The 22,965-nt window shown below is 74.3% G+C and carries 22 protein-coding genes; 6 read left to right on the top strand and 16 right to left on the bottom strand.

The window, feature by feature from the left end; genetic code table 11:
- Nucleotides 1-90: 90 nt before the first annotated feature.
- The 4 genes from ADL08_RS34410 to ADL08_RS34395 form a co-directional block, all read right to left on the bottom strand.
- Entirely contained in the window at nt 91-819 is a 729-nt protein-coding gene (locus tag ADL08_RS34410) for an ABC transporter ATP-binding protein (protein ID WP_053650150.1), read from the bottom strand.
- Nucleotides 820-1,060: 241 nt separating this feature from the next.
- Nucleotides 1,061-1,819 carry a DUF3710 domain-containing protein gene (locus ADL08_RS34405; protein ID WP_053650148.1) on the bottom strand — a complete coding sequence of 253 codons (759 nt, stop codon included), beginning with the start codon at nt 1,817-1,819 and terminating at the stop codon, nt 1,061-1,063.
- A 1-nt stretch (nt 1,820) separates the two neighbouring features.
- Nucleotides 1,821-2,333 (bottom strand): dUTP diphosphatase, encoded by a 513-nt coding sequence (gene dut / locus ADL08_RS34400; protein WP_053650146.1) that lies wholly within the window; start codon nt 2,331-2,333, stop codon nt 1,821-1,823.
- Nucleotides 2,333-2,917, bottom strand: coding sequence for a PaaI family thioesterase (locus ADL08_RS34395; RefSeq protein ID WP_053650144.1), 585 nt, complete (start codon nt 2,915-2,917; stop codon nt 2,333-2,335). The genes dut and ADL08_RS34395 overlap by 1 nt, the downstream gene beginning before the upstream one ends.
- Before the next feature lie 58 nt (nt 2,918-2,975).
- Between ADL08_RS34395 and ADL08_RS34390 the strand changes: the two genes are divergently transcribed.
- Nucleotides 2,976-3,488, top strand: coding sequence for a DUF3093 domain-containing protein (locus ADL08_RS34390; RefSeq protein WP_053650142.1), 513 nt, complete (start codon nt 2,976-2,978; stop codon nt 3,486-3,488).
- Nucleotides 3,489-3,533: 45 nt separating this feature from the next.
- Here the strand turns inward: ADL08_RS34390 and ADL08_RS34385 are convergent, their stop codons facing one another.
- The 4 genes from ADL08_RS34385 to ADL08_RS34370 all read right to left on the bottom strand — a co-directional run bounded on the left by ADL08_RS34385 (nt 3,534) and on the right by ADL08_RS34370 (nt 7,169).
- Nucleotides 3,534-4,568, bottom strand: a complete 1,035-nt coding sequence (locus ADL08_RS34385; RefSeq protein ID WP_053650141.1) for a hypothetical protein — start codon at nt 4,566-4,568, stop codon at nt 3,534-3,536.
- A gap of 12 nt (nt 4,569-4,580) precedes the next feature.
- Complete coding sequence (locus ADL08_RS34380) at nt 4,581-4,877, bottom strand: DUF4193 domain-containing protein (RefSeq protein WP_003955561.1); 297 nt, start codon at nt 4,875-4,877, stop codon at nt 4,581-4,583.
- Between the two features lie 395 nt (nt 4,878-5,272).
- Complete coding sequence (locus ADL08_RS34375) at nt 5,273-6,511, bottom strand: sensor histidine kinase (RefSeq protein ID WP_053650139.1); 1,239 nt, start codon at nt 6,509-6,511, stop codon at nt 5,273-5,275.
- A gap of 4 nt (nt 6,512-6,515) precedes the next feature.
- Nucleotides 6,516-7,169: a response regulator transcription factor gene (locus ADL08_RS34370; RefSeq protein ID WP_053650177.1), complete on the bottom strand. Its 654-nt coding sequence runs from the start codon at nt 7,167-7,169 to the stop codon at nt 6,516-6,518.
- A 348-nt stretch (nt 7,170-7,517) separates the two neighbouring features.
- Here ADL08_RS34370 and ADL08_RS37800 point away from each other — a divergent pair, with 348 nt between their 5' ends.
- The gene (locus tag ADL08_RS37800) at nt 7,518-7,691 is read left to right on the top strand and encodes a hypothetical protein (protein WP_167346881.1); all 174 of its coding nucleotides are present in this window, start codon (nt 7,518-7,520) and stop codon (nt 7,689-7,691) included.
- A 106-nt stretch (nt 7,692-7,797) separates the two neighbouring features.
- Here ADL08_RS37800 and ADL08_RS34365 read toward each other — a convergent pair whose 3' ends face one another.
- A complete protein-coding gene (locus tag ADL08_RS34365) occupies nt 7,798-8,607 on the bottom strand; it encodes an inositol monophosphatase family protein (protein WP_053650137.1) in 810 nt (269 codons plus the stop codon).
- Nucleotides 8,608-8,704: 97 nt separating this feature from the next.
- Nucleotides 8,705-9,832 (bottom strand): ferrochelatase, encoded by a 1,128-nt coding sequence (locus ADL08_RS34360; RefSeq protein WP_053650135.1) that lies wholly within the window; start codon nt 9,830-9,832, stop codon nt 8,705-8,707.
- 250 nt (nt 9,833-10,082) lie between these two features.
- On the opposite strand from ADL08_RS34360, the gene ADL08_RS34355 reads away from it, so the two are divergent.
- Both ADL08_RS34355 and ADL08_RS34350 read left to right on the top strand, forming a co-directional pair.
- Nucleotides 10,083-11,384: an MFS transporter gene (locus ADL08_RS34355; protein ID WP_053650133.1), complete on the top strand. Its 1,302-nt coding sequence runs from the start codon at nt 10,083-10,085 to the stop codon at nt 11,382-11,384.
- The gene (locus ADL08_RS34350; RefSeq protein ID WP_053650130.1) at nt 11,287-12,627 is read left to right on the top strand and encodes a D-arabinono-1,4-lactone oxidase; all 1,341 of its coding nucleotides are present in this window, start codon (nt 11,287-11,289) and stop codon (nt 12,625-12,627) included. Before ADL08_RS34355 ends, ADL08_RS34350 begins: the two co-directional genes overlap by 98 nt.
- 57 nt (nt 12,628-12,684) lie before the next feature.
- Here the strand turns inward: ADL08_RS34350 and ADL08_RS34345 are convergent, their stop codons facing one another.
- On the bottom strand, nt 12,685-13,650 hold the full coding sequence (locus ADL08_RS34345; RefSeq protein ID WP_078968195.1) for a hypothetical protein: 966 nt from the start codon (nt 13,648-13,650) through the stop codon (nt 12,685-12,687).
- A 452-nt stretch (nt 13,651-14,102) separates the two neighbouring features.
- Here ADL08_RS34345 and sepH point away from each other — a divergent pair, with 452 nt between their 5' ends.
- The gene (sepH, locus tag ADL08_RS34340; protein ID WP_078968193.1) at nt 14,103-15,158 is read left to right on the top strand and encodes a septation protein SepH; all 1,056 of its coding nucleotides are present in this window, start codon (nt 14,103-14,105) and stop codon (nt 15,156-15,158) included.
- Between the two features lie 103 nt (nt 15,159-15,261).
- On the opposite strand, the gene ADL08_RS34335 is transcribed toward sepH, so the two are convergent.
- Nucleotides 15,262-16,089 carry a sulfurtransferase gene (locus ADL08_RS34335; protein ID WP_053650125.1) on the bottom strand — a complete coding sequence of 276 codons (828 nt, stop codon included), beginning with the start codon at nt 16,087-16,089 and terminating at the stop codon, nt 15,262-15,264.
- A gap of 162 nt (nt 16,090-16,251) precedes the next feature.
- On the opposite strand from ADL08_RS34335, the gene ADL08_RS34330 reads away from it, so the two are divergent.
- Nucleotides 16,252-17,022 carry a VOC family protein gene (locus ADL08_RS34330; RefSeq protein WP_053650123.1) on the top strand — a complete coding sequence of 257 codons (771 nt, stop codon included), beginning with the start codon at nt 16,252-16,254 and terminating at the stop codon, nt 17,020-17,022.
- Nucleotides 17,023-17,055: 33 nt separating this feature from the next.
- On the opposite strand, the gene ADL08_RS34325 is transcribed toward ADL08_RS34330, so the two are convergent.
- The 4 genes from ADL08_RS34325 to ADL08_RS34310 all read right to left on the bottom strand — a co-directional run bounded on the left by ADL08_RS34325 (nt 17,056) and on the right by ADL08_RS34310 (nt 22,883).
- Nucleotides 17,056-18,447, bottom strand: a complete 1,392-nt coding sequence (locus tag ADL08_RS34325; protein ID WP_107092023.1) for a polysialyltransferase family glycosyltransferase — start codon at nt 18,445-18,447, stop codon at nt 17,056-17,058.
- Nucleotides 18,448-18,450: 3 nt separating this feature from the next.
- Nucleotides 18,451-19,416 (bottom strand): glycosyltransferase family 2 protein, encoded by a 966-nt coding sequence (locus ADL08_RS34320; RefSeq protein ID WP_053650121.1) that lies wholly within the window; start codon nt 19,414-19,416, stop codon nt 18,451-18,453.
- Between the two features lie 140 nt (nt 19,417-19,556).
- The gene (locus ADL08_RS34315) at nt 19,557-22,106 is read right to left on the bottom strand and encodes a YfhO family protein (RefSeq protein ID WP_107092022.1); all 2,550 of its coding nucleotides are present in this window, start codon (nt 22,104-22,106) and stop codon (nt 19,557-19,559) included.
- Between the two features lie 159 nt (nt 22,107-22,265).
- Complete coding sequence (locus ADL08_RS34310) at nt 22,266-22,883, bottom strand: isochorismatase family protein (RefSeq protein ID WP_053650119.1); 618 nt, start codon at nt 22,881-22,883, stop codon at nt 22,266-22,268.
- Nucleotides 22,884-22,965 lie beyond the last annotated feature (82 nt).

Here is a 22,965-nt window from a genome sequence, read left to right as displayed (position 1 = left end):
CATACGTCCAGCCGATCGGGTGTCCCGCACGCGCGGAACGGTCGCGGGCGGTATTGACGTGATCCTGATGCCGGCCCGGTCCGGGCTTCCTCAGGCCTCCAGGATCTCGCCGTCGCGCAGCTCCAGGACCCGGTCCGCCAGGCCCAGGAGCTGGGGGTCGTGGGTGGCGACCAGGGCCGTGCAGCCCTCGCCGCGGACCACGGCGCGCAGCAGCTGCATGACGGCGAGCCCGGTCTCCGCGTCCAGCTGGCCGGTCGGCTCGTCGGCTATGAGCAGGGCCGGCTTGTTGGCGAGGGCGCGGGCGATGGCGACGCGCTGCTGCTGGCCGCCGGAGAGCTCGCCGGGCCGCTGGGCCGCGTGGTCGGCGAGGCCCACCAGGCCGAGCAGCAGGGCCACCCGCTCCTCGCGCTCCTTCGGGTCCGCCCTGCGCAGGCGCAGGGGCACGCCCACGTTCTCCGCGGCGGAGAGGATGGGGAGGAGGCCGAAGGACTGGAAGATGAAGCCGATCCGGTCGCGGCGCAGCTCCAGGAGCCCGTTCTCGCCGAGCGTGGAGAGGTCGGTGCCGTCGATGACGATCCGGCCGCCGTCGGCGGTGTCGAGGCCGCCCACGAGGTTGAGCAGCGTCGTCTTGCCGGAGCCGGAGCGGCCCTTGAGGGCGACGAGCTCGCCGCGCGGGATGTCGAAGGAGACGCCGCGCAGGGCGTGGACCGCGGCCCCGCCCGTGCCGTACGAGCGGCGCAGGTCCTCGACGCGGACCATGGGTCCGCCCGCCGGGTCCTCGACGACGGCCGTGGCGGACCCCGTGCTGCTCTCGCTCACCCTGTGCTCCCCCTCTTCGAACGTGTGCGCTCGCCAGTATGGTCCGCCGCGGGTCCCGGGGACCAGGGCCGGGGCTCCCGCCTGTGGAGAACGCCGGGGCGCCCCCGCCCGTGGAAAACCGGGAGGGCCGCTGCGAGGACCGCCGAGGGAGAAGACGGGAAAGGCCGGTGGGCCGTTTCCCGTACGAGAGGTACGGGAAACGGCCCACCGGCCTCGTGCACGGGCTTCCGGAGCCCGTCGGTCAGCGGATCTCGGAGATCTCGGGACCGCGCTGGAGCTGGCCCATGCCGCCGGAGAAGCGGGAGTTCTCCTGCTCCTCCTGCTGCACGCCGTCCGGCACCATCTGCGCGTCGTTGGGCAGCTTGAGGACGATCGGGTCGCGCGGGGCCATCGGGCCGTCACCGCGGACGACCACGGTGTCGCGGACGATCTGCTCCAGGAGCCCGGCCGCCTCGGGCTGGACCGCGCCCTGGCCGGAGATCACTCCGCGCAGGAACCAGCGGGGCCCGTCGACGCCCACGAAGCGCACGAGCTGCACGCCGCGGTTGCCGTCCGGCAGCTGCACGGGGACCTGCGCGCGCAGCTCCCAGCCCAGCGGCCCCTCGACCTCGTCGATGACACCGCCCTGCTCGACGATGCCCGTGGCGATCTCGTCACGGACCTCGCCCCAGATGCCCTCGTTCTTGGGGGCGGCGAAGGCCTGGAGCTGTACGGCGCTGTCGCGCAGCACGACGGTGGCCGCGACGATCGCGTCGCCCGCCACCTCGACCCGCAGCTCCATTCCCTCGACGCCGGGCACGAAGACCCCGCCGAGGTCCACGCGGCCCTCGTCGGGCTTGGTGACCTCGGAGATGTCCCAGGGCCCGTCGGGCCGGGGCGCGGGCGGAAGGTTCACCCGACGCGGCTGGGCCGCGTCCTCGTCCTCCACCGCGTCGACGACCTGCTCGGCCTCGCCCGCCGCGTCCTCGGCGGCACCACTCTTCTTGCGACGTCCGAACACGTCACTGTCCTTCCCGGTCGGATACGGCCGAAGCGTATCGATTCCCACCCGTTGTGCCGTCCACGGCGGCGTGACCGCCGGTGGACCCGAAGCCCCCCTCGGCCCGCGCCGAACCGGGAAGTTCCGCCACCTCGTGGAAGCGGACCTTCTCGACCTGCTGGACGACGAGTTGGGCAATCCGGTCGAATCGCTCGAACCGCACGCTCTCGCGCGGGTCGAGATTGACCACGATCACCTTGATCTCTCCACGGTACCCGGCATCCACCGTCCCCGGGGCATTCACGAGCGCCACTCCGCAGCGGGCCGCGAGGCCGGAGCGCGGATGCACGAAGGCGGCGTACCCGTCGGGCAGGGCCAGGGAGACGCCGGTGGGCAGGACGGCGCGCTCGCCGGGGGCCAGTACGGCGGCCTCCGTGGTCACGAGGTCGGCGCCGGCGTCGCCGGGGTGTCCGTAGGCCGGGATGGGGACCTCGGGGTCCACGCGCCGGATCAGTACGTCGACGGGGTTGCGCATCAGGGGTTCACCTCGAAGGCGCGGGCGCGCCTGACCTGGTCGGGGTCGGACATGGCCGCCCGGATCTCCTCCGGGCGCCCGTTGTCGATGAAGTGGTCGACCTTGACCTCGATGAAGAGGGCGTCGGCGCGGACGGCGACGGGGCCCTCGGGCCCGCCGATCCGGCCGACGGCGGTCGAGTAGAGCTTGCGGCCGTGCACGGCGGTGACGGCGGCCTCCAGGTGGAGGACGGTGCCGACCGGCACGGGCCGGAGGAAGTCGGTCTCCAGGCGTCCGGTCACGGCGATGACCCGCAGCAGCCAGTTGAGGGAGCCGAGGGTCTCGTCGAGCGCGGTGGCGAGGACGCCGCCGTGCGCGAGGCCGGGGGCGCCCTGGTGGTCGGAGGTCACCGTGAACTCGGCGGTGACGGTCACGCCCTCGCCCGCCCGCGCCTCCAGGTGGAGGCCGTGGGGCTGCCCGCCGCCGCACCCGAAACAGTGCCCGTAGTGCGAGCCGAGCAGCTCGCCGGGGGCCGGTGCGTCGGGGTGGCGCACCGGCGCTATGGCGTCGGCGGGCGGGGTGAGGGCGGCAGATGTTGCAGTCACAGGCGCAGACCTTACCCGCGCGGACGGACGCGGGTCGCGCCGTGCCAAGCTTGGACGCATGCAGCCTTCCGTACCGTCCCCGGCCCCTTCCCCCGAGTCCTCCGCGTCCCCGGCGGCGGCGCGCTTCGACGAGCGGCTGACGGCGCCCGGCTCCTGGTGGGCGATCGCGGGTCTGCTCGGCCTGTCCGGCGGTCTGATCATGTTCCCGTTCGGGACGGTCCCGATGCTGGGCGGCCTGATCGTGGCGGCGGTGCTCGCCGGCGCCGCGGTCTCCTCGTACGGCTCCGCCCGGATCCGGGTGGTGGCCGGTTCGCTGGTGGCGGGCGACGCGCGGATCCCGGTCTCCGCCCTGGGGGCGGTCGAGGTGCTCGACGCGGAGGAGGCGCGCGCCTGGCGCACGTACAAGGCGGATCCGCGCGCCTTCATGCTGATGCGCAGCTACGTGCCGCGGGCGGTGCGGATCGTGGTGACGGACCCGGCGGACCCGACGCCGTACGTGTACCTGTCCAGCCGCGAGCCGGAGGCGCTGGAGGCGGCCCTCGACGCCGTGCGGAACGGCGCCGGGGACTGACGGCGGGCGACCGGGGCCGCGACGGCCCCGGTCCGGCGGGCGCGGCTAGAAGCCCAGTTCCGGCGGGTTCTCGGGCCGCTCCAGCGGGGGCAGCTCCGGGAGGGCGTCCCAGGGGACCTGGCGGCCGCGCAGGTCCTCGCGGATGCGCGAGGCGAGCTTCTTGGTGTCGCGGCGGTTCATGACCGCGCCGACGGCGGCTCCGACCATGAACGGCATGAGGTTCGGCAGGTTGCGCACCATGCGCTTCATGATCTGCTGGCGCAGTTCGCGCTTGAGCTGTCCGCCGAGCGCCGCGTTGACGGTGGTGGGCTTGGTGGGGTCGACGCCCCGCTCCTCGGCCCAGGAGGTCAGGTAGGCCGCCGAGCGCTGGGTGAGCCGGCCGGGGGGACGCAGCCCGTACACCTCGTGCAGTTCGGCGATGAGCTTGAGTTCCACGGCGGCGACGCCGGTGATCTCGGCCGCCAGCTCGGCCGGCATGGCCGGGGGCATGGGGAGCATGGCGGCGGCGCCGATGCCCGCGCCCACGGTCGAGGACGCGTTCGCCGCGCCGGCGACGAGTTTGTCGGCGATCTCCTCGGGGCCGAGCCCGGGGAACTGTCTGCGCAGGGTCGCCAGGTCGCGGACGGGGATCCGCGGGGCGAGGTCGATCAGCCGGTCGGCGAGGTAGCCGATGCCGGCCCTGGCGCCGTCTCCGCCGCGTTTGACGCCCTGGGCGACGCCGCGCCGGACGGCGTCGATCCGGTCGGAGTCGATCCTCATCCTGTCGAGCCGGCCCCGTGCGGGCTCGGCGAGCCGTTTGACGGCGTCGAGGCGCCCGGCCCGTCGTGCTTCGACGGGCGACCCGTCGTCCTGCCCCGTGCCCCGCTCCGCGGGGAGGGGTGCCTCCGGTCCGGCGGCCGCTTCGAGCGAGGCCGGTAGGCCCCGCTCGTCGTCACGTGTGCCGAGGGAGGGCAGGGAGGCGGTGGGCTCGGCGTCGGGGGCCTCCTGGGCGCCCTCTGCCGGGCCTGGTACGCCCTTGTCCGTCCGCGAGCTCCCGGGGAGCCGCAGACGCCGCTTCCGGGACGGTGTGTCGCCTGCCACGGTCGAGCGTTCTCAGTCGCAGTCGCGGCAGATGGGCTGACCGTTCTTCTCCCGGGCCAGCTGGCTCCGGTGGTGCACGAGGAAGCAGCTCATGCAGGTGAACTCGTCGGCCTGCTTGGGCAGGACCCGGACGGCCAGCTCCTCGTTCGAGAGGTCGGCGCCGGGAAGCTCCAGGCCTTCGGCGGCCTCGAACTCGTCGACGTCGACGGTCGAGGTCGACTTGTCGTTCCGGCGGGCCTTCAGTTCTTCAAGGCTGTCCGAGTCGACGTCGTCGTCGGTCTTGCGTGGGGTGTCGTAATCCGTTGCCATGTCGCTCTCCCCCTCTGGGTGGTTGCGGTGTCTCCAGCGCACGTAACGCGTGAGAGGTCGGACTTGTGCCCGACCTGAGGCGGAGATTTTGCCTCACATCAAGGTCTGTTACTCAATCGACACCCGTCGCGCCCTCTCACGAGTGATCGGCTTCGGGTGGCGAACCGGACCGTACACGGTCCCGCGGGCATCCTTCACAGGCGCCACCCCGTGTACTTCCCGTCATCCGGGGTCCCGAAAACCCGGACTTTTCCTGGTTTTCGGAGGGATTTCCCGGTCACGGAGAGTGGATGCCCGCACACCCCCTCCTGTGATCGATCACACATGAGCGTCTCAGGAGTGGGGCCACGGAATTCCGCGCAAAGCGAACGGAACCGGTCGGCTCGTGCAGTGTGTCAGATCGGCAGAGTGACGCGCATCACGAGACCACCGCCCTCGCGGGGCTCCGCGATGATACGGCCGCCGTGGGCGCGGGCCACGGACCGGGCGATCGACAGGCCGAGACCGACCCCCTTGTCGCTGCCGGTCCGCTCCTGCCGGAGCCGCCGGAACGGCTCGAAGAGGTTGTCGATCTCGTACGCGGGGACCACGGGTCCCGTGTTCGAGACGAGCAGCACCGCCTGGCCGTTCTCGACCTCGGTGGTGACCTCCACCCAGCCGCCCTCCGGCACGTTGTACCGCACGGCGTTCTGGAGCAGGTTCAGCGCGATCCGTTCGAGCAGGACGCCGTTGCCCTGGACGACGGCGGGCGCGCGCTCGCCGCGGATCTCGACGCCCCTGGCCTCGGCCTCGGCGTGCACCTGGTCGACGCCCCGCTCGGCGACCTCGGCGAGGTCGACGGGTTTGCGCTCGATGATCTGGTTGTCGCTCCGGGCGAGCAGCAGCAGGCCCTCGACGAGCTGCTCGCTGCGCTCGTTGGTGGCGAGCAGGGTCTTGCCGAGCTGCTGGAGCTCCACGGGCGCGCCGGGGTCCGAGAGGTGCACCTCCAGGAGGGTGCGGTTGATCGCGAGCGGGGTCCGCAGCTCGTGCGAGGCGTTCGCGACGAACCGCTGCTGGGCGGTGAAGGCCCGCTCCAGGCGCTCCAGCATCTCGTCGAAGGTGTCGGCGAGCTCCTTGAGCTCGTCGTCCGGGCCGTCCAGCTCGATCCGCCGGGACAGGTCCGAACCGGCCACCTGGCGGGCGGTGCGGGTGATCCGGCCGAGCGGGGAGAGCACCCGTCCCGCCATGGCGTAGCCGAAGGCGAAGGCGATGATGCTCAGGCCCAGCAGGGCGAAGAGCGAGCGGCGCAGCAGGTCGTCCAGGGCCAGGTCGCTCTGGTGCCGGAGGCAGACGGACACCGCGTCGTTGAACTGCTCGACGGTGCCCGTGTTGGGCAGGTCGCACCACGAGGTGGTGGGCTGGACCTCGCCCTTGACGATCTTGAAGGGCAGCTGGGCCGCGCTGTCGCTGAGGGCCTGCGCGGTGAAGAGGTAGATGATCGAGAGCAGCAGGATGCCCGCGATCAGGAACATCCCGCCGTACAGCAGGGTGAGCCGTATGCGGATGGTCGGGCGCAGGAGCGGGCGGACGGGGTCCCGGGGGTCCCAGGTCGGCTTGGGGGGTGCCTGGGGGTGGGGCACGGGGGTCGTGGCCATCGACTCAGATCCGGTAGCCGGAGCCGGGCACGGTGACGATGACGGGGGGCTCCCCCAGCTTGCGGCGCAGGGTCATGACGGTGACGCGCACCACGTTGGTGAACGGGTCGGTGTTCTCGTCCCAGGCCTTCTCCAGGAGCTGCTCGGCCGAGACGACGGCGCCCTCGCTGCGCATGAGGACCTCCAGGACGGCGAACTCCTTCGGCGCGAGCTGGACCTCGCGGCCGTCCCGGAAGACCTCGCGGCGGTTCGGGTCGAGCCTGATGCCGGCGCGCTCCAGGACGGGCGGGAGGGGCACGGTCGTGCGGCGGCCGAGGGCCCGCACGCGCGCGGTGAGCTCGGTGAAGGCGAAGGGCTTGGGGAGGTAGTCGTCCGCGCCCAGTTCGAGGCCCTCCACGCGGTCGCTGACGTCGCCGGAGGCGGTGAGCATCAGGACGCGCGTGGGCATGCCCAGCTCGACGATCCTGCGGCAGACGTCGTCGCCGTGCACGAGGGGGAGGTCGCGGTCGAGGACGACGACGTCGTAGTCGTTGACCCCCACGCGCTCCAGGGCGGCCGCGCCGTCGTACACGACGTCGACGGCCATGGCCTCCCGGCGCAGTCCGGTGGCCACCGCATCGGCGAGCAGCTGCTCGTCCTCGACGACGAGTACGCGCACGTCGTACATCCTTCCCTCTGACCGCGACCCGGGGCGGGAGCGGCCGGTACCTGAGCTGACTGTGGGTGTCCATCCTGCCCCGTACGCGCGTAAACCGGCTGTAAGGCGGCGGTGCGGGGCCGGGGCCGGGCGGGGCCTCCGGAGGGGGCACCGAGAATTCACCTGATTCGCGGGCCAGTTGAGGTTTCTCCGCGAAAGGGGTTGGGGAGGACGACTGCACACCCCGCGATCACGCCCTGTATGTGGCGCGCCACCCGACGCTCTCTGTCCCCCAGAGACCGCAGCGCGTGATCCGACCCACCCTCGGCACACCCCCGTGCCACCGGACCCACGACGAGGGGGCGCACGATGGACGCTTTCACGGCCGGCCTGCTGCACCGCATCAGGACCACGCAGACGGACCTCACGCGGGCGCGTGAGACGGGAGACGACTACCTGGCGGAGGTGGAGCAGGCCGAGCTGGAGGACCTGCACCGCCTGGCCGCCGAGCACGGCGTGGAGGTGGCCGTGCCGGGCGTCTGACCCGCCCCGCCGCTCCCGCCGGTGGAGCGGCACACCCGCGCGGGGCCCCGGCGCCGTCCCGGCACCGGGGCCCTCGTCCGTCCGCTCACGGCCCGCCGGGACCGGGTCAGTCGTGCCAGGCCCCCAGCTCCTCCAGGAGCTCCTGGAGGGGCGTGAAGAGGCCCGGGGAGGCCGCCACGGTCAGCTCTCCGGACTCCGGCTCCCCGGGGCGGCCGCCGGTCAGGGCGCCCGCCTCGCGGGCGATCAGCGCGCCCGCCGCGAGGTCCCAGGGGTTGAGGCCGCGCTCGTAGTAGGCGTCGAGGCGGCCCGCGGCGACGTCGCAGAGGTCGATGGCGGCCGAGCCGGCGCGCCGGATGTCGCGGACCCGCGGGATCACCCGCCGGGCGACGTCGGCCTGGTGGGCGCGGCGGGTCTGGACGTAGGCGAAGCCGGTGCCGAGCAGGGCCTGGTCGAGCGGGGGCGAGGGGCGGACGGCGAGCCGCCGGTCCCCCGCGTGCGCGCCGCGGCCGAGGACCGCGTGGTACGTCTCGCCGCGCAGCGGCGCCTCGACCACGCCGACGACGGTCTCGCCGTCCCGTTCGGCGGCGATCGAGACGCCCCAGGTGGGCAGGCCGTACAGGTAGTTCACGGTGCCGTCGAGCGGGTCGATGACCCAGCGCACGCCGCTCGTGCCGGGGCTGGCGGCGCCCTCCTCGCCGAGGAGGCCGTCCCGCGGGCGGTGCTCGGCGAGGAAGCCGGTGATGAGCTTCTCGGCGGCGATGTCCATCTCGGTGACCACGTCGATGGGGCTCGTCTTGGTCTTCGCCACGGTCAGGTCGTCGGGCCGGCCGTCGCGCAGCAGCGCTCCGGCCCGCCGCGCCGCCTCCAGGGCGATCTCGTGCAGCTCGGTGAGCAGGGGGTCGGGAACCTCGGTCATGGGATCTCCTTGCGCGTACGGGTGCACGGGTGTACGGGCGTACGGGCGGGTCACGGGCTTCACCTGCGCGTGCGGCTCCGCCGCGCGCCGGGGGGCCTCACGCGTACGGGCTGTCGGCGCCGGCCGCCGCGGGCCGCTCCGTCCTGGCCGGGCAGCAGCCGATCGGGCACAGGTCGTGGGAGGGCCCGAGCGCGCCCAGGGCGCACCGCTCCACCCGGATCCCGCGCTCCCCGGCGGCCCGCTCCAGGACGAGGTCGCGGACTGCGGCGGCGAAGCGCGGGTCGGAGCCGACGGTGGCCGAGCGCCGGACGGGCAGGCCGAGTTCGGCCGCCTTGGCCGTGGCCTCGGTGTCGAGGTCGTACAGGACCTCCATGTGGTCGGAGACGAAGCCGATCGGGACCATGACGGCCGCGGGCGCGCCGGCGCCGTGCAGCTCCTCCAGGTGGTCGCAGATGTCGGGCTCCAGCCACGGGATGTGCGGGGCGCCGCTGCGGGACTGGTAGACGAGCTTCCAGGGGTGGTCGGTGCCGGTCCGCTCGCGGACGGCGTCGGCGATCGTCCGTGCCACGTCGAGGTGCTGGCGCACGTAGGCCCCGCCCTCGCCGTGCTCGCGGGCCGGTCCCGAGGTGTCGGCGGAGGAGTCGGGGATGGAGTGGGTGGTGAAGGCGAGGTGGGCGCCGTCCCGCACGGCGGGGTCGAGTTCGGCGAGGGAGGCGAGGACGCCCTCGACCATGGGCTCGACGAAGCCGGGGTGGTTGAAGTAGTGCCGGAGCTTGTCGACGCGGGGCAGCGGGAGGCCCTCCGCCTCCAGGGTCGCGAGCGCGTCGGCGAGGTTCTCGCGGTACTGGCGGCAGCCGGAGTAGGAGGCGTACGCGCTGGTGGCGAGGACGGCGATGTGGCGCCGGCCGTCGGTGACCATCTCCCGGAGGGCGTCGGTGAGGTACGGCGCCCAGTTCCGGTTCCCCCAGTAGACCGGGAGGCCGAGTCCGGCCTCCGCGAAGTCCGTCCGCAGCGCGTCGAGGAGCGCGCGGTTCTGGTCGTTGATCGGGGAGACGCCGCCGAAGAGGAAGTAGTGCTGCCCCACCTCCTTGAGCCGTTCCTTCGGGATGCCGCGGCCGCGCGTCACGTTCTCCAGGAACGGGACCACGTCGTCCGGGCCCTCGGGACCGCCGAAGGAGAGCAGCAGCAGGGCGTCGTACGGGGCGGGATCGTGCTGATCGGACATGGCACCGATCCTCCCACCCGGCCGTGGCGACGGGGGCGCGGCCCGTCGGAAAGGGGGGTGGCGGGGCGCGGTCCGCCGGAAGGGGTGTCGGGCGGGTGTTCGCCCCGGTCGTCCGAAAAGGGGGATGACCCATTCAGTTCAACGCCGTAGGCTTTAGCTGTTAACTACACGCGCCCGGCGATCGCGCAGGAGCACGTGCCGAGTCGTCGCGCGGAGCACGCTCCGAAGCACGGAGATTCCGGAGACCCTCTTGCCCAGTCCCTACCGCGCGATCTTCGCGGCACCCGGAGCCGCGTCGTTCTCCGTCGCCGGCTTCTTCGGCCGGATGCCCCTGTCCATGATGGGCATCGGCATCGTCACCATGATCTCGCAGGTCACCGGCAGGTACGGCCTCGCCGGCGCGCTCTCGGCGACGCTCGCGATGTCCGCCGCCGTCCTCGGCCCCCTGGTCTCGCGCCTGGTCGACCGGCACGGGCAGCGCCGGGTGCTCCGGCCGGTGACGCTGGTGTCGCTCGCCGCGGGCGCCGGGCTGCTGCTCTGCGTGCAGCGGGAGGCCCCGGACTGGACGCTCTTCGCGTTCACCGCCGTGATCGGCTGCGTGCCGAGCGTCGGGGCGATGATCCGGGCCCGCTGGGCGGAGATCTACCGGGGCGAGGGACGGAGCCTGCACACGGCGTACTCCTGGGAGTCGATCGTCGACGAGGTGTGCTTCATCTTCGGCCCGATCATCTCCATCGGCCTGTCGACGACCTGGTTCCCCGAGGCCGGTCCGCTGCTCGCCGGGGTGTTCCTCGCGATCGGCGTCTTCTGGCTGACCGCGCAGCGCTCCACGGAGCCCCGGCCGCACCCGCGGCAGGGCGGCGAGCGGGAGACCTCCCTGCTCCGCTCCCCCGGCCTGCGGGTCCTGGTGCTCGCCTTCGTCGCCACCGGCGCCGTCTTCGGCTCGGTGGACGTGGTGACCGTGGCCTTCGCCGAGGAGCGGGGCCACAAGGCCGCCGCCAGCCTCGTCCTGGCCGTCTACGCGCTGGGCTCCTGTCTGGCCGGGGCCGTCTTCGGCCTGCTCCACCTCAAGGGCGAGCCGTCCCGCAGGTGGCTGCTGGGCGTCTGCGCGATGGCCGTGAGTATGATCCCCCTCCTACTGGCCGGGAACCTGCCGTTGCTGGCCGTGGCGCTCTTCGTCGCGGGCCTGTCCATCGCACCTACGATGGTGACCACGATGGCCCTCGTCGAAGCGCACGTACCGCGCACCAAGCTGACCGAGGGCATGACCTGGACGGGTACGGGTCTCGCGATCGGCGTGGCGCTCGGCTCCTCCGCCGCGGGCTGGGTGGTCGACGCGTCGGGAGCGGAAGCGGGGTACGTGGTGCCCGTCGTCTCGGGCGCGGTCGCGGTCGCGGTGGGTCTTCTCGGACACCGCCGGCTGCGCAGGCCGGCGCCGAACCGGGAGGGGCAGCGTGAGCGGGACGACGACAGCGGGGTCGGGGAGCGGCGGGACGGCGAGCGGTCCGTGGCGCAACTGGGCGGGGAACGTCACCTCCCGCCCGGCCCGTGAGGTGAGCCCGGCCTCGGCCGAGGAGCTCGCCGAGGCGGTGCGCCGGGCGGCCGAGGACGGGCTGCGGGTGAAGACGGTCGGCACCGGCCACTCCTTCACCCCGATCGCGGCCACCGACGGGGTGCTGATCCGGCCGGGTCTGCTGACCGGGATCCGGCGGATCGACCGCGAGGCGATGACCGTGACGGTCGAGTCGGGCACCTCGCTGAAGCGGCTCAACGTGGCGCTGGCCCGGGAGGGCCTGTCGCTCACGAACATGGGCGACATCATGGAGCAGACCGTCGCCGGGGCCGTCTCCACCGGTACGCACGGCACGGGCCGCGACTCGGCGTCGGTGGCCGCGCAGATCCGCGCCCTCGAACTGGTGACGGCCGACGGACAGCTGCTGACCTGTTCGGAGAAGGAGAGTCCGGAGGTCTTCGCGGCCGCCCGGATCGGGCTCGGCGCCCTCGGCGTGGTCACCGCGATCACCTTCGCGGTGGAGCCGGTCTTCCTGCTCACCGCGCGCGAGGAGCCGATGACCTTCGACCGGGTCACCTCGGAGTTCGACGCGCTGCACGCGGAGAACGAGCACTTCGAGTTCTACTGGTTCCCCCACACGGACAACTGCAACACCAAGCGCAACAACCGCAGCGCGGGCCCCGCCGCTCCCCCCGGGCGGATCAGCGGCTGGGTGGAGGACGAGCTCCTCTCCAACGGGGTCTTCCAGCTCGCCTGCTCGCTCGGCAGGGCGGTGCCGCCGGTCGTCCCCGCGCTCGCCAGGGTCTCCAGCCGGGCCCTGTCGGCCCGTACGTACACCGACATCCCGTACAAGGTCTTCACCTCGCCGCGCCGGGTGCGCTTCGTGGAGATGGAGTACGCGCTGCCGCGCGAGGCGGCGGTCGCCGCGCTGCGCGAGGTCAAGGCGATGGTCGAGCGCTCGCCGCTCAAGGTGAGCTTCCCGGTGGAGGTGCGCACGGCCCCGGCGGACGACATCGCGCTGTCCACGGCCTCGGGGCGGGAGACCGCCTACATCGCCGTGCACCTCTACAGGGGAACGCCCCACCGGGCGTACTTCACGGCGGTGGAGCGCATCATGACGGCGCACGGGGGCCGTCCCCACTGGGGCAAGCTGCACACCCGCGACGCCGCCTACTTCTCGGAGGTCTATCCGCGCTTCGCCGAGTTCACGGCGCTGCGCGACCGGCTCGACCCGGACCGGCTCTTCGCCAACGACCACCTGCGGCGGATCCTCGGCGACTGAGGGCCCGGTCGGGAAGGACGGAGACGGCCGCCACGCGTGCGTGGCGGCCGTCTCCGTCTATTCGGCTCCGGGTTCCGCGCCGGTTCCGGTGTCGGGTCCGGTCGGCGCCGGGAACGACGGGGCGGTCGGGACCCCGGTCGGTCCCGTGCCGGTGGACGGCTCCAGGGTCGGGGCGGTCGGTCCCGTGGTGGGGCCGGTCGGCTCCGGCGGGGGCGTCGTCCCGCCGTCGGTGGGCGCGGAGGGCGTCGGCTCGGCCGACGGGGTCCCGCTTCCGTCCTGTCCGGTGTCCGGCCGCCCGGAGTCCCGGTCGCCGGAGCTCGGGGCGGGTCCGGGCCCGGAGGTGGTGCCGTCCCCGGGCCGTCCGGTGCCGTCGGACGAGCCGGAGGGCGTCGGGGTGGTCTCCCCGCCCGGGTCCGGCGCGTCCTGTCCGCCGTGCCCGCCGCCGCGGACGGCCGAGCCGAAGGTGGTGGTCCCCTGCCGGCCGCTGAAGTCCTCCCCGGCGACCAGCTCGTAGGTGGTGATGCCGCCCATGGTGACGCCGAAGACCAGGGCGGCGGCGATCGCCGGGCGCTTCCAGCCCCGCACCCGGGTGCCGTGGGTGGTCGCCTCGCCGAACTCCTCCCGTTCCGGGAGGGGCGGCGGGACCGCGGCGAGCAGCAGGGTGGCGTCGTCCCGCGCGGGCCCCGCGCCGGGCGCGGCACCGGCCGCGAGCGGGACCTGGCGGCCCCGGGGCCGGGCGGCGGCGGTCGCGTCGCGGACCTGCTCGCCGGTGCGCCGGAAGACGTACTGGAAGAGGGGGCCGCCGCAGGTGGCGATGACACTGATCACGCCGGCGCCGATGATCGTGCCGTACACGCCCAGGGTCGAGGCGAGCTTGGCGGCGATGACCGCGGCCAGGGCGCTGCCCGAGACCTGGGCGACGCTCAGGTCGATCCTTCTCCTGCCGCTCTCCTCGTCCTTCTCGCGCTCCTCCGTCTTCGCCTCCTTCGGCTCGTCGGTGTCGGTTTCCGGCCTGTGGCGCATCTCCAACCCCTGCTGACTCATCCGAGTGCCTTGCACCCAGAAGGGACAAATGGGGGAAGGGAATAGTTCCGTTTCCGCTCTTTCTGTGAAGAGGGACACGCGGGGAGGAGGCCCCGGAGACCCAACTCCCGTGCCGCCCGAGAAGTTGGGCGGCGCGCCTGTCCACCCAGGTGGCCCGAATGGAGTACATTGACGAACCCTGGGTCCGGACGCCCTCACGGGTGCCCGGGATCACGGGAAGGGAGCCGGAGACGGCGCTCGAACCGGCGGCGCCGCGGCATCGCACGGAGACCGATCACGAGGAGTGACCACCAGTCACTCCGGGTAGTGAAGAGGTAACCGTGCCATAACGGCGCCCCAGGGTCCATGCCCGACACGCCGGGCAACTCGGCAAGGTAGTGGCAGGCTGCACCCGGGCAGGCCACACTCGACTAGCGGAAGCAGCGACGCACGTGACGTCGGCAGGCACCACCCGGGAGGTCCCCATGCCCGAACTGCGTGTCGTGGCCGTCTCCAACGACGGCACACGACTGGTGCTGAAGGCTGCTGACAGCACGGAGTACACGCTTCCGATCGACGAGCGGCTCCGCGCCGCCGTGCGCAACGACCGCGCGCGCCTCGGCCAGATCGAGATCGAGGTGGAGAGCCACCTCCGCCCCCGCGACATCCAGGCGCGGATACGAGCCGGTGCCTCCGCGGAGGAGGTCGCCCAGCTCGCCGGCATCCCCGTCGACCGCGTGCGCCGCTTCGAGGGCCCCGTGCTCGCGGAGCGCGCCTTCATGGCGGAGCGGGCCCGCAAGACCCCGGTCCGCAGGCCCGGGGAGAACAGCGGCCCCCAGCTCGGCGAGGCGGTGCAGGAGCGGCTGCTGCTGCGCGGCGCCGAGAAGGACACCGTGCAGTGGGACTCCTGGCGGCGGGACGACGGCACCTGGGAGGTGCTGCTCGTCTACCGCGTCGCGGGCGAGGTCCACACGGCCAGCTGGACGTACGACCCGCCCCGGCGGCTCGTCCAGGCCGTGGACGACGAGGCGCGGGCCCTGATCGGCGAGACGGACGACACGATCGCCGCCGCGCCGGAGCCCAGCTTCCCGTTCGTGCCGCGCATCGCCCGGCTGCCCCGGGACCGGCCGCTCGACCGCGCCCTGGACCGCCAGCTGGAGCGGGCCCCCGCGCCGCCGCCCGAGCCGGAGGACGAGCGGGACTCCCTGACCAGCCTCCTGGAGGCGGTGCCGAGCTTCCGCGGCGACATGGTCGTGCCCGAGCAGCCGGACTCCGAGCCCTCGGAGGAGCCGGAGGCCGAGGAGCCCCCGGCGCCGGCCGCCTCGGCGGGCGCGGGCGCCGCGTACGCCGACGTGCTCATGCCCCGCGCGGTCTCGGGCCACCGCGACCGCCTCACCGGCACCACGGACCGCCAGGCCGAGGCGGACGGCGTCCGCCCGGGGCGGCGTGCGGCGGTGCCCAGCTGGGACGAGATCGTCTTCGGCACGCGGAGGAAGAAGCAGGACTGACCTCCGTCACGGAGGCGCACGAGGTGTCACGAGGTGTACGGAGAGGGGCCCGCGCCGTGGTCACGGCGCGGGCCCCGTCATGTCCGTTGCCCGCCCGTACGCGCTATAGCGGGTCGGGGCCCGTGGCCACCGGGCGGGACGGGTCGGCGGACCACTCCGACCAGGAGCCGGCGTAGAGGGACGCCGGGATGCCGGCGATCTCCAGGGCGAGGACCTCGTGGGCGCCGGAGACGCCGGAGCCGCAGTAGACCGCGACCGGGGTCCCCTCGGCCGCGCCCAGGGCGGCGAACCGGTCCCGCAGGGCGTCGGCGGCCAGGAAGAGGCCCCCGGCGTCGACGTTCTCGGTCGTCGGGGCCGAGACCGCGCCCGGGATGTGGCCGCCGACGCGGTCGATCGGCTCCACGTCCCCGCGGTAGCGCTCGGCCGCCCGCGCGTCCAGGAGCAGCCCCGAGCGGGCCAGCGCCGCCGCCCCGTCCGCGTCGAGCAGGCCGAGGGCGCCCGGCCGCGGCCGGAAGTCGCCCGGCTCGGGCACGGGGACCTTCTCCGTCAGCTCGCCCGTCCAGGCCGCGAGGCCCCCGTCCAGGACCCGCACGTCCGGGTGGCCCGCCCAGCGCAGCAGCCACCAGGCGCGGGCGGCGCCCCAGCCGGAGCCGCCGTCGTAGACCACGACCGGCCGGTCCGCCGAGACGCCCGCGCGGCGCATCGCGGCGCCGAAGGCCTCCGGGTCGGGCAGCGGGTGGCGGCCGCCGCCGCCGGGCGGTCCCGCGAGTTCCGTGTCCAGGTCGACGTAGACCGCGCCGGGCAGGTGGCCGGCCTCGTAGGCGGGCCGTCCGGGCGGGCCGCCGAGCGCCCAGCGGACGTCCAGGAGGGCCGGCGGCCGGACCCCGGCCGACTCGCTCGGCAGTTCGCTTGCGGAGATGATGGGCTTCATGGATGCCATACTCGCGCAGCCGCACGGCCGCGCGGGACGGACCCGGCGTCTTTCCCACGGGAGCGCACCGGCACCCGACACGGCCCGTGCGCACCGCGCCACCACCGGTTTCACCATCGGACGGGGGCACGGCCACGACGATGGTCCGAGGAGAGGGTGACGATGACCGAGGCGACTCGGCGCCCACCCGGCACACCCTGTTGGGTGAGCCTGATGGTGCACGGGCTTGACGCCACGCAGGAGTTCTACAACGCGCTCTTCGACTGGGAGTTCGTACCCGGTCCCGAGCAGCTCGGCCCGTACGTCCGCGCCCTGCTCGGCGGCAGGGAGGTGGCGGGCATCGGCCGACTGCCGACCGACCGGCACCTGCGCATCGCCTGGACCCCCTACCTGGCCACCGAGGACGCCGGCGAGACCGCCGAGTCCATCCGGGGCTGCGGCGGGACCGTGGCGGTGGGCCCGCTGGACGCGGGCGAGGCGGGCCGCCTGGCGATCTGCTCCGACCCGACGGGCGCGGTCTTCGGCGTCTGGCAGGCGAAGGCGCACCACGGCACGGCGACGGCGGGACCGCCGGGGACCCCGGTGTGGAACGAGCTGCTCACGTACGAGACGTCGATCGGCAAGTTCTACCGGACGGTCTTCGGCTTCGAGCTGGGTCCGGCGGACTCGCCCGAGGACGACTACGCGACGCTCTTCGTGGACGGGACCCCGGTGGCCTCCCTGCACGGTGTCGGCGACGCGCTGCCGCGGGACCGGGGCCCGCACTGGATGACGTACTTCGAGGTGGCCGACGTGGACGCGGCCGCCCTGCTCGTCGTGGAGCTCGGCGGACGGGTCCTGTCCCCGCCGCGCGACGGCACGGCGGGGCGGCTCGCCGTGGTGGCGGACCCGGAGGGCGCGGTCTTCACCCTGGTCAGGTCGGCCGGGCGCTGACCGGGGCGGCGGTCACGGGCGGTGCGTCCCGGCTCAGCCCCGGCGGCTGCGCGCGAGGCCGCGGCGCAGCCGGGACGCGCCGCCGCCCGGGGCGGGCGCCGTCGCTCCGCCCGGCAGGCCGAGCAGGGTCAACCGTTCGGCGTCGAAGTGGTGGGCGGTGCCGGGGGCGTCGTGGTGGGCGGCCAGGAAGCGGGCCGCCTCCTCCCGGAGCTCCGGGTGGCTGGCGTGCCGCATGCAGTAGCCGACGGCCCGGACCAGGGGCGTGAGGGAGGCGGGGGCCGGTCCGGGGACGGCGGGCTCCTCGCCCCGCTCCAGGTCCGCGACGAGGTGGTCGACGACGGTGAGCGGGACGCGGTTGCTGTTCTCGAAGGGGGTGAGCCGTTCGAGCACCTCTGCCGTGCCCACGCGCGCGACGGGCACGCCGTAGTAGACGGCGGCGGTGAGCATCGCCGTGGAGAAGCAGCCGACGACGAGCCGGGGCCGGCACCGCTCGTAGAAGGTCTCGGCGAGCAGCGGCCCGTCGAGGACCGTCAGGCGCACGCCGGTGCGTTCCGCCTCCTCGTCGAGGGCCCGGGAGTAGCGGACGGGCGCGGTCGGGTGGGGCTTGAAGACGACGGAGCGGTGCCCGGCGGCGACCGCCCCGCGCAGCATCCGCACGTGCAGCTCCTCTTCCTCCTCGGCGGTGAGGAGGCCGAGGGCGGCGAGGTACTGGCCGAGCAGGAGGGCCGTGGGTCCGGCGGCGGCCGCCCGCGCGATCGCCGGGTCGTCGGCGGCCTCCTCGGCGATCTCGGCGAGGACGGCGCGGAAGGCGTCGTCGGGGACGAGCTCGGGCTCGACGCCGTACTCGGCGAGGAGGAGGGGCCGCAGGCCCGGCACCAGGTCGAGGTGGAGGACCCGGCGGACGCGGCAGGCGATCGACTGCGCGAGGTCGTTGCGGGTGGGGCCGTAGCTCATCAGGCCGTCGGCGTAGACGTGCAGGGAGCTCTCGGGGAAGGTGCCGGCGAGCGCCTTCGCGGGGTTGACCTGGATGGACTCGACGACCAGTTCCACCGGGGCGTCGCCGAGGTCCCAGGCGGTGCGCAGCACGCGCTGCCAGAGCGGGGCCTCCTCGGGGCGGGGGGCCCAGGCGGCGGGGTGGTACGGGTGGATCGTCTCGTTCCAGTCGAGGGTGCCGTCGAAGCGGGCGGCGATCCGCCCGTAGCCGGTCATGGTCTCCAGGCGCAGCGCGGTCTCCGGGATCTCGGCGTTGTGCGAGACGAGGAGGAGCCGGCGGGCGTCCTCGCGGGGGCCGAACCGCCCGGCGTCGAGGGCGGCGGCCAGGGTGGCGGCGCCGTAGAGGGTGGACACCTGGAAGATCTGGACGGGACGGGCGTCGGGAACCGGGACGGAGGCGGGGGCCGTGCGGGGGGCTGTCTCGGGGGTCATGGTTCAGGCGGTCCTTCCGGCCTCGCGCAGGCCCCGGAGGAGGGTGCCGCGGCGGGTGTCCATGGTGGCGAGGGTCTCGTCGAGGACCCGCTGCGGCATGCGGCGCAGCGCGTCGCCGACGTCGGCGCGCAGCCGCTCGGCGACGGCGGGTTCGTACTTCTCGGCCTTGCCCATGTGGAAGGCGATCATCGCGCAGTACGTGCGGACCGCCTTCGGGAGGAAGCGGTCCGCCTCGGCGTCCTCGGAGACCTCGGCGAGCAGGAGGTCGTACGAGGGGATGAAGTCCAGCTGCCGGTGGTCGGTGATCTGGGTGAGCGAGGTGGTGACGCCCCGCCGGTAGAAGACCCCGTGCAGGGAGAGCGCCGCGAAGGTGCGGGCCTTGAGGTGGAGCCGCCAGATCCAGAGGCGGTCCTCGGCGGTCCTCAGGGTCGTCTCGAAGCGGGAGGCGCCGTGCGCGAAGAGGCGGCTGCTGTAGATGCCGAAGGGGACGAAGGGGTAGTCCACCATCGTCACCATGGCGGCCGGCGAGATGCCGTCCCTGGGGTCCATCACGGTGTCGCGCCGCTGGGCGGGGGCGTAGCGGATCTGGCGCCTGCGGCCCTCCGACAGGACGTGGTCGGTGCGGGCGAAGTCGCAGTCCAGGCCGGAGATCCCGGCGACGGCGGCGCTCAGGTGGCCGGGCGCGTACCAGTCGTCCCCGTCGAGGAAGGTGAGGTAGTCGCCGCGTGCCGCGTCGATCCCGGTGTTGCGCGCCTGGGCGACGCCCCGGTTCGTCTCGTGCCGGATGACGGTGGCGTTCGGCAGGCGGTCGCGCCAGCGGTCGAGGATCTCCGGGGTGTCGTCCGTCGAGCAGTCGTCGACCAGCAGGAACTCGAATGCGGGATCGGCGTTGTTCGCGAGGCTGCGCAGGGTGTCGGGGGCGTAGGCCCCGACGTTGTGGAACGGTACGACGACGGACAGTTTCGGCACTCGGGTTCCCCACACTGAATCGGACTGTCAAACCCCGTTTACGGCGGGTACGGTAACGGCCCGCCGCTCCGGCCGAACGAGCCCCGCGTGCACGCGGGGTGAACTTTCGCCGTCCTCCCCGGAAAGCCGGTGACGGCCGGTCACCCGCGCGTCCGTCCGCGGTGCAGGGCGCCCGTCGCGACGAGCGCGAGGAGCGCGGCCGCGCCGACGGCGCCGCCGAGCCGGAGGCCCGGCGGCCGGAAGGAGCAGCGGACGGTGTCCGCCCGCCCGTCGAGGGGGACGGCGACCAGGCCCTCGTACGCGCGCGCGGGGCGGAGTTCCGCGTCCCCGGCGGCGCACCTCCAGCCGGAGATCCGGGGCGCTGCGAGGACGGCGACGCCCGTACTGCCCGGCGGGAGTTCGGCGGTGACGGTGTGTCCGGTGGTGCTGACCCGGGTGGCGCCGGTGGCGGTGAGCCGGTCCACGGCGGCGTCGAGGCGGGCGCGGGCCAGGCAGCCGACCGGTTCCCGGGGCAGGCGCACCTCGCCCTCGGGGCCGAGGTCGACGCGCACCTCGCCGGAGTCCGGCGCGGTGCCGAGGGCGCCCATGGGGGCGGTGACGGCCGGTGGCCTGCCGTCGAAGCGCACGGGCTCCTCGCCCGCGAGGGCCGCCGTGCCCCGGTACTCCGGCGCCCAGAACCAGACCTGGGAGCCGGCCGGGCAGCGGGCGGTGAGGACGCGTCCGGTGCGGCGGGGGGCGGGCCGCTCGTACACGGAGGCGCCGAGGAGGCGTTCCTGCCGGGCGAAGGCGGAGTCCCCGGCGGGACCGGCCGGTCGCGGCGACGGGCGGACGGTGACCAGGGGCGGTACGGGGGTGGTGGTGACGGTGACCGCGGCGCGGGGCGGCGCGTCCCGCCGTACCGGCTCCGTCGGTCGCGAGCGGATCCGGGTGCCGACGGAGAACAGGGCGTCGGTCACGGGGTTGTCGAGGGTGACCGGGTGCCGGCCCTTGGCGTAGGAGCCGAAGCCCAGGGAGACGAGGGTCCGGGAGGTCGCCTCGGAGGTGAGGCTGCTGTAGTACTCGGCGCCCTGTCCGCCGACGAGCAGGGCGTCGTTGCCGCCGGGGACCTCTCCGGGGTCCGTGCGGTGGCGGGGCCAGGCGTCCGCCCGGGCCGCCTCGCGGGCCACGGCCTCGTGCCAGGGGCCGGTCCGGGGCGACCAGGCGACCTCGCTCCGCTGCCGCTCCTCGATCCGCTTCCCGGTGACGACCGCCTCGCCCCCCTGGGCGGCGACGAGCAGGACCACGGCGAGGGCGGACAGGACCCGGCCGGACCCGGAGGCCGCGAGGACGGGCAGGGCCCGACCGGCCCGGGAGGCCGTCAGGGCGAGGAGGGCGGCGACGAGTGCCAGGAGCGCGGCCGCGCCGAAGGCGGGGAAGGTCCACCGGTCGACGTCGGCGCTCCCCCGGGCCGTCCACGCGAGGGCGCCGAGCAGGGCGCCGCCCCCGAGGAGCGCGGCCGGCCGGGGCACTCCCCCGGCGACCGAGAACCAGGCCGCGATCAGCAGCAGGCCGCACAGGACGAAGGCCTGACGGTACGGAACGCCGTTGGGCGAGGCCCCCGCGTGCCAGAGCAGATGGGTGGGCTCCCACTGGAGGGAGAGCGTCACCAGGACGACGGCGGCCGTCAGGGCGGCCCGGACGCGCGGGGCGACGGCCCGGTTGAAGGGCAGCGTCAGGGCGAGGGCGAGGGCGGGCGTGCCGACGAAGAGGGCGGGGCTGGACGTGCTCGCGGTGGCGGGCAGGAACCGGGCGAGGACCTCCGTCCAGGCCACGGGCGCGAAGGTGACCTCCGGGGTGGGGTCGGCGGTCTTCGTGCCGAGGAAGACGACCGCGACGAGCGGTGCGGCGAGTCCGACGCCGATGAGGACGCCCCGGGCGGCGCGCAGCGCCCCGGCGAGGCGCCGCCGGGCGGTGGCGGTCTCCTCGGCGGTGAGCAGCCGGACGGCGAGGACGACGGCCGCGCCGAGGGTCGCCATGTACGCGGTGTAGAAGTTGGCGGTCCAGGCGAGGGCGACGACGAGCGGCCCGAGGACGGGGCGGCGGCCGGTGCGGGCCCATTCGCCGACCAGGCAGAGCAGCGGGAGGGCGACGAGGCCGTCGAGCCACATCGGGACGGTGGAGCCGAAGTTGAGGGTCCAGCCCGAGAGGGCGTACGCGGTGCCGAGCACGGCGGCGACCGGCCGGGGCCCGGGGCGCAGCCGGAGGAGCAGCAGCGCCATGGCGGCCCCGGCGGCGGTGATCTTGACGGCGGTGACGACGTACAGCGCGAGCTCGATCCGGTCCGCCGGGAAGAACACGACGAGCAGGCCGGCGGGGCTGCTCAGGTAGGTGCCGATGTCGCCGAGGAAGCCGGAGCCGAAGCCGGAGTTCCAGTTGAGGAAGGCGTCGCCGTGCGTCTCGCCGAGGAGGAGGGAGCGCCAGTAGGCGTGGTACGGCAGGTACTGCTGGCCCAGGTCGACGACGTTCCTGGTGACCGGGCCGAAGGGGTGGCTGCGGGAGAGCGCGGTGGCGAGGCAGAACAGCACGGCGGTGAGCAGGGCGGCGGCGCCCGCGGCCCGCGCTCCCCCGGCCGGGGCCCCGGCCCGGGGCCCGGGGTCCGCCTCTTCCTCGCCCTCGGCCTCGTCGGGCACGGTCGCGGCGGCGGGGGGCACACGTCCTCCAGGGGTCGTACGGCGCGGAACGCCCGGAGGTGGGGTCGTCACGCACGGGCCGGACGCCATTACCGCCGAGGCGGGCGACCCGCGGCCGATCGGCGGGGGATGTCCGGGCGCACCCCGGGTGAACTCCCGGTGCCGTACGTTCCGGGCGGATCAGGCGACCGGCACGGGGTCCACGAGTTCGCCGACCGTGCGGACCACCGTGCCGAACAGGTCGGAGACCGTCGTCAGGCTCGCGGCCGCCAGCGCGTCCGACGACAGGACGGTGCCGTCCGGCGCCGCCAGGGGCCGGGTGGCGGTGGCCTCGGCGACGACGGTCGGGCGGTAGCCCCGGTTGAAGGCGCCCTGGGCGGTGAACAGGACGCACAGGTGAGTCATGAAACCGGTGAGGACCAGGTCGCCGGTGGCGCCGAGGTCCTTCAGGACCTCTTCGAGCTCCGTGGCGTGGAAAGCGTCGGGGAACCGCTTGACGACCACCCTCTCGCCCTCGATCGGGGCGACCTCGTCGCTGGGCGAGCCGATCTCGGCCCGGATGTCGTACGGGGTGCCCTCGCCGCCGTCGTTGACGACGTGGACGACCGGCGTGCCGGCGGCGCGGGCGGCCGCGAGCAGCCGGGCGCCGGCGGCCACGGCCTCCTCGGCCCCGTCGAGCCGCATGACGCCGGTCCGGTAGGTGTTCTGGAAGTCGATCATGATCAGGACCGACTCGCTCAGGCGCGGCGGCTCCTGGGGGAGGCCGATCACTTCGCGCAGGGTGGTGGACGCGGTCATGGCGGTTCCTTTTGGGGGGGGGGGCGGGGGGGGGTGGGGGGTCGGCCCCCCCGCGGTTGTAAAAGTAAAACAAAACCTAAAT

The sequence above is a fragment of the Streptomyces sp. NRRL F-6492 genome (genome assembly GCF_001280125.1).
In the GTDB taxonomy this organism is placed as follows: domain Bacteria; phylum Actinomycetota; class Actinomycetes; order Streptomycetales; family Streptomycetaceae; genus Streptomyces.
The sequence above is the reverse complement of the archived record's forward strand: the minus strand, read 5'-3'. Positions and strand labels throughout refer to the sequence as shown.

What these genes read in the sequence shown, in the direction of transcription:
- dut (WP_053650146.1), bottom strand. Translation starts at nt 2,333, where the DNA reads ATGCGCAACCCCGTCGACGTACTGATCCGGCGCGTGGACCCCGAGGTC.
- ADL08_RS34390 (WP_053650142.1), top strand. Translation starts at nt 2,976, where the DNA reads ATGCAGCCTTCCGTACCGTCCCCGGCCCCTTCCCCCGAGTCCTCCGCG.
- ADL08_RS34380 (WP_003955561.1), bottom strand. Translation starts at nt 4,877, where the DNA reads ATGGCAACGGATTACGACACCCCACGCAAGACCGACGACGACGTCGAC.
- ADL08_RS34375 (WP_053650139.1), bottom strand. Translation starts at nt 6,511, where the DNA reads ATGGCCACGACCCCCGTGCCCCACCCCCAGGCACCCCCCAAGCCGACC.
- ADL08_RS37800 (WP_167346881.1), top strand. Translation starts at nt 7,518, where the DNA reads ATGGACGCTTTCACGGCCGGCCTGCTGCACCGCATCAGGACCACGCAG.
- ADL08_RS34365 (WP_053650137.1), bottom strand. Translation starts at nt 8,607, where the DNA reads ATGACCGAGGTTCCCGACCCCCTGCTCACCGAGCTGCACGAGATCGCC.
- ADL08_RS34360 (WP_053650135.1), bottom strand. Translation starts at nt 9,832, where the DNA reads ATGTCCGATCAGCACGATCCCGCCCCGTACGACGCCCTGCTGCTGCTC.
- ADL08_RS34345 (WP_078968195.1), bottom strand. Translation starts at nt 13,650, where the DNA reads ATGCGCCACAGGCCGGAAACCGACACCGACGAGCCGAAGGAGGCGAAG.
- ADL08_RS34335 (WP_053650125.1), bottom strand. Translation starts at nt 16,089, where the DNA reads ATGAAGCCCATCATCTCCGCAAGCGAACTGCCGAGCGAGTCGGCCGGG.
- ADL08_RS34330 (WP_053650123.1), top strand. Translation starts at nt 16,252, where the DNA reads ATGACCGAGGCGACTCGGCGCCCACCCGGCACACCCTGTTGGGTGAGC.
- ADL08_RS34325 (WP_107092023.1), bottom strand. Translation starts at nt 18,447, where the DNA reads ATGACCCCCGAGACAGCCCCCCGCACGGCCCCCGCCTCCGTCCCGGTT.
- ADL08_RS34310 (WP_053650119.1), bottom strand. Translation starts at nt 22,883, where the DNA reads ATGACCGCGTCCACCACCCTGCGCGAAGTGATCGGCCTCCCCCAGGAG.